At 46.3% G+C, this 11,138-nt stretch carries 12 protein-coding genes; 8 read left to right on the forward strand and 4 right to left on the reverse strand.

Features of this window, described 5'->3' with window-relative positions:
* Window positions 1-63 precede the first annotated feature (63 nt).
* From BMY60_RS00960 to BMY60_RS00985, 6 genes are all read left to right on the forward strand, one after another.
* Window positions 64-999, forward strand: a complete 936-nt coding sequence (locus tag BMY60_RS00960; protein WP_090330481.1) for a carbohydrate kinase family protein — start codon at window positions 64-66, stop codon at window positions 997-999.
* 56 nt (window positions 1,000-1,055) lie between these two features.
* Window positions 1,056-1,904, forward strand: coding sequence for an endonuclease/exonuclease/phosphatase family protein (locus BMY60_RS00965; RefSeq protein ID WP_090330483.1), 849 nt, complete (start codon window positions 1,056-1,058; stop codon window positions 1,902-1,904).
* Window positions 1,905-2,031: 127 nt separating this feature from the next.
* A complete protein-coding gene (locus tag BMY60_RS00970; protein ID WP_090330484.1) occupies window positions 2,032-2,436 on the forward strand; it encodes a hypothetical protein in 405 nt (134 codons plus the stop codon).
* Window positions 2,437-2,655: 219 nt separating this feature from the next.
* Entirely contained in the window at window positions 2,656-3,987 is a 1,332-nt protein-coding gene (locus tag BMY60_RS00975; protein ID WP_090330486.1) for a DUF2254 domain-containing protein, read from the forward strand.
* Between the two features lie 39 nt (window positions 3,988-4,026).
* Window positions 4,027-5,415 carry a mechanosensitive ion channel family protein gene (locus BMY60_RS00980; protein WP_090330487.1) on the forward strand — a complete coding sequence of 463 codons (1,389 nt, stop codon included), beginning with the start codon at window positions 4,027-4,029 and terminating at the stop codon, window positions 5,413-5,415.
* Window positions 5,416-5,433: 18 nt separating this feature from the next.
* Window positions 5,434-6,531: an endonuclease/exonuclease/phosphatase family protein gene (locus tag BMY60_RS00985; protein WP_090330489.1), complete on the forward strand. Its 1,098-nt coding sequence runs from the start codon at window positions 5,434-5,436 to the stop codon at window positions 6,529-6,531.
* Window positions 6,532-6,602: 71 nt separating this feature from the next.
* Here BMY60_RS00985 and BMY60_RS00990 read toward each other — a convergent pair whose 3' ends face one another.
* From BMY60_RS00990 to BMY60_RS01000, 3 genes are all read right to left on the reverse strand, one after another.
* Window positions 6,603-6,770: a DUF1328 domain-containing protein gene (locus BMY60_RS00990; RefSeq protein ID WP_090330490.1), complete on the reverse strand. Its 168-nt coding sequence runs from the start codon at window positions 6,768-6,770 to the stop codon at window positions 6,603-6,605.
* 247 nt (window positions 6,771-7,017) lie between these two features.
* Complete coding sequence (locus BMY60_RS00995; protein WP_256250606.1) at window positions 7,018-7,317, reverse strand: sll1863 family stress response protein; 300 nt, start codon at window positions 7,315-7,317, stop codon at window positions 7,018-7,020.
* A gap of 411 nt (window positions 7,318-7,728) precedes the next feature.
* Window positions 7,729-8,430, reverse strand: a complete 702-nt coding sequence (locus BMY60_RS01000; RefSeq protein WP_143057317.1) for a spondin domain-containing protein — start codon at window positions 8,428-8,430, stop codon at window positions 7,729-7,731.
* Between the two features lie 438 nt (window positions 8,431-8,868).
* Between BMY60_RS01000 and BMY60_RS01010 the strand changes: the two genes are divergently transcribed.
* Together BMY60_RS01010 and BMY60_RS01015 are read left to right on the forward strand one after the other, a co-directional pair.
* Window positions 8,869-9,954: an ABC transporter ATP-binding protein gene (locus BMY60_RS01010; protein ID WP_090330495.1), complete on the forward strand. Its 1,086-nt coding sequence runs from the start codon at window positions 8,869-8,871 to the stop codon at window positions 9,952-9,954.
* 127 nt (window positions 9,955-10,081) lie between these two features.
* Complete coding sequence (locus BMY60_RS01015) at window positions 10,082-10,381, forward strand: transposase (protein WP_090330497.1); 300 nt, start codon at window positions 10,082-10,084, stop codon at window positions 10,379-10,381.
* A gap of 295 nt (window positions 10,382-10,676) precedes the next feature.
* On the opposite strand, the gene BMY60_RS01020 is transcribed toward BMY60_RS01015, so the two are convergent.
* Window positions 10,677-11,138 (reverse strand): transposase (locus tag BMY60_RS01020; RefSeq protein WP_177166527.1); only part of this gene is annotated, 462 nt, incomplete at its 5' end.

Consider the following 11,138-nt stretch of genomic DNA (forward strand, 5'->3'; position numbering starts at 1 on the left):
AAACTGGTTTTCTTTGATGCTCACAATCGAATATCTTTCTAATTACTCTATAAATTCAATGCTATGCGAACACTGATCTGCGGTTCTGTCGCCTACGACAATATTATGGTTTTTCCCGATCGGTTCAAGAACCATATCCTGCCTGAAAAAGTCCATGTCTTGAATGTCGCCTTTCTGGTACCGGAGATGCGCCGGGAATTCGGAGGGTGCGCCGGTAATATTGCCTATAATTTGAAAATGCTGGGCGCAGAGCCCGTTATGATGGCCGCAGTAGGTGACGACATTCAACCCTATATGGAACGCTTTGAAGCACTGAGTCTTGATCAGTCGTGTATTTTACATGTCAAGGATACCTTTACTGCGCAGGCATTTATTACCACCGATCTGGACGACAATCAGATTACTGCATTTCATCCAGGCGCGATGAATTTCTCTCATTTGAATTCAGTCAATGATGCGCCACAAATCAAACTCGGCATTATTGCACCGGACGGGCGCGACGGCATGTTATTGCATGCACAGGAATTTCATGCGGCGGGTATTCCGTTTATCTTTGATCCGGGCCAGGGGCTGCCCATGTATAATGGCGACGAGCTCACTGATTTTATCAATAAAGCCGACTATATTGCAGTCAACGACTACGAAGGTCAACTGTTGCAGGAGCGTACCGGGCTTACAGTAGAGGCAATGGCAGAACGAGTCAAAGCGCTGATCGTGACACTCGGCGCCGAAGGTTCAATTATCTATGCCGATGGCGGGCAAATTCGAATTCCTTGCGTCAAGCCCGTTGAAATTGTTGACCCCACAGGCTGTGGCGACGCATATCGCGCCGGATTGCTTTACGGTATTGCCAATGACATGGACTGGCAGATAACCGGGCGGCTCGGGTCACTCCTGGGTGCGCTGAAAATTGCACAGCGTGGCGGGCAGAATCATCATTTCACGCGTGACGAAATTGATCAATATTATTACGAAAACTTTTCGAGCCGGGTTTTTTAACTGTCGGGATGAAGGTCTATCAGTTTTAGGTTGCATAACACATATACAAGACGGATATGAAGCTGCTAAGCTGGAATATTCAGTGGGGTCGCGGAATAGATGGCAGGGTCGATCTGCAGCGTATCCTGAAAACAATTCGTCGACTGGATCAGCTTGATATCATTTGTCTGCAGGAAGTTGCTGTCAATTTTTCAGGATTACCAGGCAGCGAGGGCGAAAATCAGTTCGAGATACTGTCAGCCGGTCTGCAGGGCTATACTGCGATCTATAGTCCGGCAACCGATATTCCGGATGGGCATGGCAATCGCAGCCTGTTTGGCAATGCAATTTTTTCCCGCTTGCCGGTGGGCCAGATCTGGCGGCATTTACTACCCTGGGCAGCCGAACCTGAAACACCCAGCATGCAGCGGACACTGATAGAAACTGTCGTTACTACGGCTTTTGGACCAGTCCGTGTGCTGGCTACACATCTTGAATACTATTCGCGTCATCAACGTGAAATTCAGATCGAGGCAATCCGCTGCCTGCATGTCGAAGCGTATGCCTCAACAAAACGTATGCCTAAATCCGCTGAGCAGAACGGCCCCTTTGATGGTTGTCCACGGCCTGTTGAAGCGATTTTATGCGGGGATATGAATTTTACGGCGTCATCAAACGAGCGCCTGCAATTGCTCGCTTCGTTTGAAAGCGGTATACCAGCATTTCACGATACGCGCACATTATTATATCCCGGGCTGCCGCATGCGCCGACTGTCGGCATTCATCCCGTGAATTTTGTTGACCGGCCTGAATGTTTCGACTACATTTTTATCACCGATGGATTAAAGAGTCATCTTAAGTCGTGTCATACGGATGCTGAAACGCAGGCGTCCGACCACCAGCCAGTCTGGATAGAATTGGCCTGAGCTGTTTTTCAACTGCTCTGAAAAGGAAATTCATCATGTTTCCGCATCGATTCGTCTAATGTGGCCATGTAACAGAATAAATATGGTACGATCCCGTAATGACTCTGTTAAAGAAGGAGGGAGCATAATGAAACGAGTTATGACGGCACTCGCTCTGCTTTTTTGTACCACCAGCACAGCACACGCTGCCGGGCCTTTTGATGGAATTTATGCCTTTAATTTTAATGGCGTTCTGACAGGTTATGCTTCTGTCCATGAAAATAATGGCGTGATCATCGCGGTTGTCCTGGAGCCTTCTCCGTTTGATTCAACCTGGGAGGCGATTCGCGGAACGCGTAATGGTAACATTGTTCGGCTGAGTTCCATTTTTGGTACCGTCAATCTGGTGATCGATATAACGTTCAATGGTGATAATTCAACAGGGACGGCCGTTTTCATATCCTGCAGCGACAGCGATGATGACCCGTCAAATGACAATGATAATTGTGATATTCCTGCTGGCACCGCTTTGAATTTAACCAAGATATTTTAGTCTTGGATCTATTTTTATTCTGTTACATGCATTCAGGCGCGTATGCAGTTAAGTAAAACAATAGCTCACCAAACCAAGCAACCCTTGTCTGAGACAGACGAGGGTTTTTTAATTTGGCGGTGATGGTTTGACGGCATTTGATGAATCCACCTCCAGTTGCTGGTCCGGTTTAACCGACAAGCCCCGAATAACACAGGTCCGGATAAACAAATAACGACGATGCTCAGATTATTTTGGGAAAAACTGCTCACAACAATCTGGTTTGTGCCGGCAATCATAGCAACGGGTCTCGTTATCGCGGCTATCGGGTTTTTGAGTCTTGACCGGTATGTAGACACACATAACTGGTCATGGATGAATATGCTGCAGATTGGCGCTTCAGGCATTCGGCAGCTGCTTGCGGTCACGGCCAGCGCCATTATCTCGGTTACCGGTGTCGTTTTTTCAATTTCGATTGTTGCGCTGACGCTGGCAGCAAACCAGTTCGGATCAAAAATCCTGTATAACTTTTTGCGTGATACCAAAACCAAAATAGTACTGGGAATACTTATCGGAAGTTTTTTATATGGTCTCGCGCTGCTTTCATTTATTGATACGCATGCGGCATCTTCTCAGCAGATACCCATAATTTCTGTTGCCGTTAATCTGCTGCTGACGGTACTGTCAATTATCGGCCTGATTTATTTCATACATTACATTTCAACCACCATCCAGGCGGATCAGATTATTTCCATGATCGGGGAAGAACTGAACCAGGCAATCGAAGAATCATTATTTGATTTGGATGAGCTGTGTACTGTAGATTCTTCAAAACAAAGGTGGGATATCGCTGTTCATGCAATGCCGTCGCACACCATGCTGGCTTCGGGAAGTGGTTATGTGGAGTTTGTCGATGTGGACAGGCTCAGTACCATCGCGGAAAGTGAGCGTCTGCATATTGAATTACTGCTGCGGCCAGGCGATTTTATTATCCAGAATTCTCCAATCTTGCGGATATATCATGATGGAAAAATTGATGAAGCATGTAATGACAAACTGAGACTGTGTATATCGCTTGGCCGGAAAAGAACGCCATTTAGTGATATAGAATTTGCGATTATGCAATTACTGCAAATTGCGCTGCGTGCCCTGTCACCCGGTGTTAACGATTCCCTGACAGCGGTTGCCTGTATTGACTGGCTCAGTTCATCACTGGGTCGTATGGCAAACAAGAGTTTTCCCCTGGAATATCTGGAAGATTCAAATGGCGTGATACGCATAAAAAGACGCGGGTTCGGTTTTGCCGATGCAGTGGATACCATGTTTCATCCATTAAGGCAGAATGTCACTAACAATGAAATGGTCATGATTCATCTGCTCGAGACGATCTCAAGAATCCTGCAGGTTTCCAGGAAATCCCAGTATTCTGATGCTTTATTTGGTCATGCAAAATTGATTATGGAATCATCGAAAGAAAGTTTTCGAAATCCCACGGATGCTCGAGAGATTGGCAAACGATTTGAAAAATGCCAGGCAATTTACAAGCAAGCAACAGCCGGATTTGCTGACTGACAGGACACCAATACCTGAATCATAAATAAAAATCGAAGTATGTACACAACTTTCGCGGCATTTATACTGAGCATAACGCTTGTCACAAGCCCGCTATGCGCCGATCAACTTACAGATTTGATCGCAGGCGAAACCGAACCAACACAGGAAGCTGCCACCCAAAAGGTAATCGAAGTCAATGCTTCCGAGCAAGACGACAAAAAAATCCAGAAACGTCTGCAAAAAATTTTTTCTGAAATTGATGCGTTAAAAAGTATCACAATTTCGGTCAGCAATGGCATTGTTACGCTGCGAGGTAATGTTAGTTCAGCTTCAGCAGAAAACAAAGCAATACAACTTTCCCTGCAGGTCAAAGGCGTTGTTGAAATAAAGAATGAATTGGCGATCACGCATGATTTGAAAGAACGCCTGGGAAACACTTGGCTGAAACTAGAAAATGTCGCAAAAGAAATACTGACAAGTTTTCCTGTTTTCCTGCTGGCGATTATCGTCTTTGCACTATTTTGGCTTTTTGGCCGCTGGATTTCACGACGTCAGAGCCTTTACCGCAAAATCGCACCCAATTACTTTATTGCGAACTTGTTTGGGCAAATTACGCATCTGATTTTCATATTGCTCGGATTGGTTCTTGCATTATCGCTGCTTGATCTTACCGCCTTGTTGGGTTCAATACTTGGCGCCGCCGGTATTATTGGACTTGCCGTCGGTTTTGCCGTCAGGGATACCGTTGAAAATTATATTGCCAGCATTTTACTAAGCCTGCGCAATCCATTCGAAGTCAATGATCTTGTCACTATCGACGGAATTGAGGGCAATGTTGTGCGTCTTACTGCGCGCGCGACCATATTGATTTCTCCTGATGGTAATCACATTCGTATCCCCAATTCGAGTGTGTTTAAAGCCGTTATTATCAACTATACACGCAGTATGGAGCGGCGTTTTGAATTTGACATGGGTATTGATACGCATCAAGATTTGCTGAAGGTCCAAGCGCTCGCCTTGCAGACGCTGAATTCCATTGAAGGTGTACTGGAAGAGCCACAACCGATGGTCACCATTGAGAAACTGGGTGATTCCAATATCGTTTTGCGGGTTTATGGCTGGACCAATCAGGAAAAATACAGCTTTCTGAAAGTACGCAGTGAAGCCATCCGTCAGATAAAACTGGCTTTCGACCAAGAAAATATTGTGATGCCGGAGCCTATTTATCAAATCAAAGTGACTGGCAATGAAACAAATATTGATGTTGTGCAGAAAGAAGGCGGTGCACAGCAAACGCCTTACTCATCCGCCAGCCAGCAACCTGCAGTAATCGCGGATGCAGCGGTCGATATCAGTAACGACGATACAATCGAAAGGATAGTCAAGGACGAACATGAGCGTGGCGACGCTGAAAATCTGCTCAATAAGAATGCGGCTCAGGAATGACAGGGTAATTTTCAATTAATGCAACCGGCTTTTCTGATTATTACTGTCATTTTAACGTTGCTGACCGTATTGCCGGTTTCGCGGCATGAGGCCTGGTGGATTCGTGATCTTGATTTTCCCCGGCTGCAGCTATTCCTGATTATTCTGGTTACGCTTGTTCTGGAATTGCTGTTGCTGGATTTGTCGCTGCCGCTGACATGGGGACTTGTTTCGGTACTATTGTTGTGTCTTATCTATCAAGCCTGGTGGATCACACCCTATTCGTTTCTTTTCCCTGTGGAAGTCAAAACAGCACAGGCCCCGGATCCGCAAAACAGCATCAAAATCATAACTGCCAATGTGCTGATGTCGAACAGAAACGCGGCCGGATTCATTGAATTGGTTCGTGAATATGCGCCGGATATATTAGTGACATTGGAATCGAATAGCTGGTGGCAGGCGCAGCTGGACTGTCTGGAAACTGATTATCCCTATACAATCAAATGCCCGCTGGACAACCGCTACGGTATGCACGTTTACTCAAGACTTCCAATGGTGAATCGTCAGATCGAATATTTGGTTGAACCTGACAAACCCTCAATGCATGCGTTGATAATGTTGCCATCCGGGCACAGGGTGCGTATCCATTTTCTGCATCCGGCGCCACCCAGTCCAACGGAAAATGATGAATCCTCAGAGCGTGACGCGGAACTGGTTATTGTAGCAAGAAGTGTGACCGATGCTGATTTGCCGGTTATTGTGACCGGCGACCTGAATGACGTGGCCTGGTCGAGAACAACACGGCTGTTCAGGAAAATCAGCGGATTGCTTGATCCACGAGTTGGCCGTGGCATGTTTAACACATTTCACGCGGATTACTGGTATCTGCGATGGCCGTTGGATCACCTGTTTCACAGCCGGCATTTTACGCTCAATAGCATGGGCAGACTGCGCAGCTTTGGATCGGACCACTTTGCGTTATATACCGAGCTCGTATTCGAACATGATCGTGACGATGAGCAGAATGGACTGGATGCAGATGAGGATGACGAAGCCCGGGCGAGAAAGAAAGCGATGAATCAGCGTGTCAACAAGAGTGATGTTCCGCAACCCGAACAACACGCGCATCCGATATAACCAGTCGATGCGGGCAATGTCTGCAGTGATGCGTATGTTTGCCGGTTTTTCAGGTTGCAGGAAGCATGCTTTCAAGCCCGGGGACCTTTTCTGCCCAGTAACCAGAACACGAGTGCGAGTACCAGTCCGACAAAGAAAGCTATTTTTGCCATTTCCACTGCAGCACCGGCAATTCCGCCGAAGCCCAGGACGCCGGCAATGATGGCGATAATCAGAAATGTAACTGCTAGATTTAACATATGATACCTCCTTTGAAAATGTGCAGCGCTTCGGTCCGGCATGTATGGTTTTAACCGAAAAAATCTTATGAATCAATCGTCATCGACGACAATGCTATTTGCCGCTCTTTTGGAAAACCAAATCTTGCTCCTCATGTCTGCCTGGCGCCATCAGGGGTAACAGCAGTAACTTGCTCCTCGTTAACCCCCTGGAAGCGCCCACAAGTAAAGCAGATACCGGTTTAAATTCAGCCGCTTGATGTGATGCTTACTTGAACCGGTCGGCGGCATTTCTGAAAGAAGCCGAAACGCGGTCCCATGCCGCTTCCATGCCGCTGCTTATGTCCTTCCAGGCTTCGTCGCTGGCCGCTTTCAATTCTTCATATTTCTGTTTCATTTCGCTTTTATCTGACTCCAGTTCCCGGATTTGCTTATTCATCTGGATTTGCGCGTCAGCATTTGCGCCTGAAGCTTTTGCCTTCAATGCGTTTATATTTGCTTCCCATTCATCAAGCTTAGCCTGTAGTTTCTGTAAATACGCTTCTTTATCGGTCATTTCTTTCTCCATGTTGTGTAAAAGATTATTGATGTAAGGTGTTTCCGCCACTCAAAGCCTATATTTTTTATACGGTTTGTGCATTAACATTTGATAAAGTTTCACCGAAAATTGCAGGTTTGGCTGTTTTGAGCGGTAAAACGCGAACAAGCCGAACCCTGGATTATTAACCGTACGATTGACCTTGATTACAAGCGGTGTGGCCCGGGGGATATGCCTGCATTTTTAAATCCGGTACAAAACCACCGCAAATAATCACCACAAGTTCCTTGGGAACAACACTCTATCCATATGCTATTGCCAGGTACAGCGTGACTGTGGTGTTATGCAGCAAGGCACTGCACCGGATTGTCATATGAATGTAAGTCTGAGACTGCATTGTATGATGCACCGTAACGGCGCATAGCCTCAAGACCGATCGAATTACTGAATTCTGCTAATCGTTACGACAGCGACCGGATTTTTCCAGTCATATTCTGCCGGATTAATTTCTTCAGGGTGCAGTCCCCGTACTCCTCTGTGAATATGAACAAAACCCTCACCCGTATCATCCGGGGATTGCGCTGTACCGCTGCATAACGGGCCCGGAATGTCCGCACAGGATTCTGTATTTGTTTCGGTGCCGGCATCGTACGCATTCAGGTAGTAGCGCATAGTGTTTGCCGTCGTCTGCGGCAATGCCGCATTGTTTAACGCAATAAAACCGTCGTTTGTTGGTAACAACATCGCAAATAACGATATATGACTTAATCGTTCATCAACATTCAAAAGTTCAACCGTTTGCTTTTTTCCAACAGCCAGTAAATCGGCCCCGACAACGTACGAAACGAAATTTTGTACGGATTCTTGATTGAGAACAGTTATCATTGGATCAAGATTGCCTGCTTCGGCTATTTCTGTCAGAGCACTGTTTATCTGCCCGTCCAGTAAGCCGCCAGCGGTATCGTTTAAGTTGTCACCTGCAGCAAAAAAAGATACGGGAACATGCGCTATGACGATTCGCGGCGTAAAATCGATTTTATGCGTCAGGTTCGTTATTTCGACACGATAGTCTGCGGCCACAACGATTTGACATGCAAATGTGATTGCCAGTATAGCAATCATTCGATGAATTGCTGACATCATACACCTCCGTTCAGTGGTTAAAAGATAACAACAACCGCGATTTGATTATATACCCGGTTTAATAATAATGTTGGTTTAGATATCCACAACCATATGAAAAATTTGCAAAATAGAATCTATATATGTTGCCTGTGAAGTAATGTAGTGTCTGCATTTCACTATATCTGAATTGTACATAAGCGCGTAACCGGTTAGCATGTCGGCATTTACTTGAAACCGGCGTGCAAGGCAGCATGGCCAGTGCTGGCCTGAACAACACGATACTGAATTTACAAGGGAGAAAACCGCATGAAAGATGAAAAACAGACTGACCACCGTCAGTGGATGCCCTGTTACGGATAACCAGAATGAGATGAGAGCAAAATTGCAGATAATCAATGCCTTCAGGGAGTCATCAACATTAAGGTTTTTACCGTACAGAATGTATGCCATGTCACAATGAGTTCCGCATTACTGCAGCTTAACCATATTCAGCAATACTATGCTGAACACCGTGTTCTTAACCAACTGTCACTGAATTTATACAAAGGTGAAATTGGTTGTCTGTTAGGTCCCAGTGGTTGCGGTAAAACCACCGCGCTGCGCTGCATTGCCGGGTTCGAATCGATTTCGGACGGTGAAATTTTGATCAACGGCCGATGCGTCAGCAGTGCAAGCACATGTATGCCGCCGGAAAAAAGACAAATTGGTATGGTGTTCCAGGACTATGCATTGTTCCCGCATCTTGATGTTGCGGCAAATATCGGCTTTGGCCTGCACCAGTTATCCCGCACCGAACGCAAGCAGCGCATTGAAAAATGGCTGCATATCGTGCAGCTGGGAAATGTCGCGGGAAAATATCCGCACGAACTTTCGGGTGGTCAGCAACAGCGTGTCGCACTTGCGCGTGCTTTGGCGCCACGTCCGGCATTGCTATTACTTGACGAGCCTTTTTCCAATCTGGATGTTAACCTGCGGGAACATTTGAGTCTGGAAGTGCGCGAAATACTAAAAAATCAAAGCATCACCGCAATTTTAGTGACGCATGATCAGTCTGAAGCATTTGCAATCGCCGATAAAATCGGTGTAATGTTCGACGGCGATATACGGCAGTGGGATAGCGCCTATAATTTATATCACCGTCCGGTCAGCCGGCAGGTCGCTGATTTTATCGGGCAGGGTGCCTTTCTTTCGGGCAATGTAATCGATGCACGGCAGATAGAAGTTGAACTGGGTGTACTCAAGGGTGAAACGCCGCATAACTATCCGGCAGGCAGCAAAGTCGATGTTCTAGTCCGCCCTGATGATATAGTGTATTCGGAAGCGAGTTCACTGCAGGCCGTCGTGATCCATAAGGCTTTTCGCGGTGCCGAAATTTTATACGCGCTGCAGCTCGAAAGCGGCAGCAAGGTGTTGTCGCTGGTACCCAGTCATCACAACCACAGTGTAGGTGAAAAAATCGGTATAAAATTCATTGCTAAACATATTGTGGCGTTTAATTCTACCTTGTCAGATTCAAATGATCCCAAAATTGTATCAAGCTGATACATAATAACACTTTGTTTAATAACTATTAATCACGACCATGTCGTGAAAATACCAAACAGTCTCTCAAATATGCCCTTCAGGGGCTTCCAGAAGCGCTTAGCGCGCATTTATCGTCATTTTCATCATGCGCGTTGAAACGGATGCGCTGTTAGGTGGAACTGAGGCCATCCTGATTATTGACGAGAGTGGTTTTGCCAAGAAAGGAGAATCATCCGCGGGTGTTTCCCGGCAATGGAACGGACGGCTGGGCAAGGTGGACAATTGTCAGGTCGGTGTATTTGCCAGTTTGTGCCAAAACAGCATGGCCAGTTTGGTTGATGTGCGCTTGTATTTGCCGGAACATTGGGCGAGCGATCCGGGTCGTTGCAAGAAGGTGGCGATACCTGAGGGATGCCGGCATTATCAAAGCAAATGCGAGCGTTAACAAAAGAAACTCCATCAGAGCCAAAGTAGTTAGCAACACCGAAGGACTCCAGCAATCTTGTTTGCTCATTAGATAAAACGTGCAATGGGATATTATCTAAAAATTCTATCAGTGCATTCAGTTCTCCTTCGAGCGGTTGTTTTTGTTGCTGTTGGGCATTGTGCTGCAATTTGGCCCGCACTGCTTCGTATTTGTCCCTTGCTGTCGTAGCTTCTTTCTTTAACCAAGAAGCTAAGTGATACAGTTCTTCTATATTCATTCTCTCAACTTCCTTTCTGAAGTTTCCCTTTTTTCCCTATGCGACCATCCGCAATAATGCTTTGATGAGAGAATTTTGTCCGGGTTTGCCTGGTTTCGGGCAAAAGGTAACAAAATCTTTGTCAAGTGCGTCCCTGGTAATCAGTTTTCTGACATCGGAGAAAGCGAAGTGGCTGCGATTGTTGGCAGCGTAACAACGGTGCGGTGTTTTATCAAGGCGATCTGCGTATATCCAGGTGATAGTGGTGGCCATCATGCAGAAGTTGAGATGATTGGTGACGGCATGTGGCGTTCGGGTTTGGCTTTTTATGCTTCCAATTTCCTGCTTGATCTCTTTGAAACCGGCCTCGATTTTCCAGCGAGCGCCATAGTATTCGATGGTCTGTTCGACGGTGAGATCAAGGTCAGTGGTAAAGAATGCAACCCATTGTGATTTTCGGTAGGCCCAGACGACACGCACGGCACATTTGAGTGTTTTCAACATGCAGATGTGATCGTA

The sequence above is a fragment of the Nitrosomonas sp. Nm51 genome (genome assembly GCF_900111165.1).
Classification (GTDB): Bacteria; Pseudomonadota; Gammaproteobacteria; order Burkholderiales; family Nitrosomonadaceae; genus Nitrosomonas.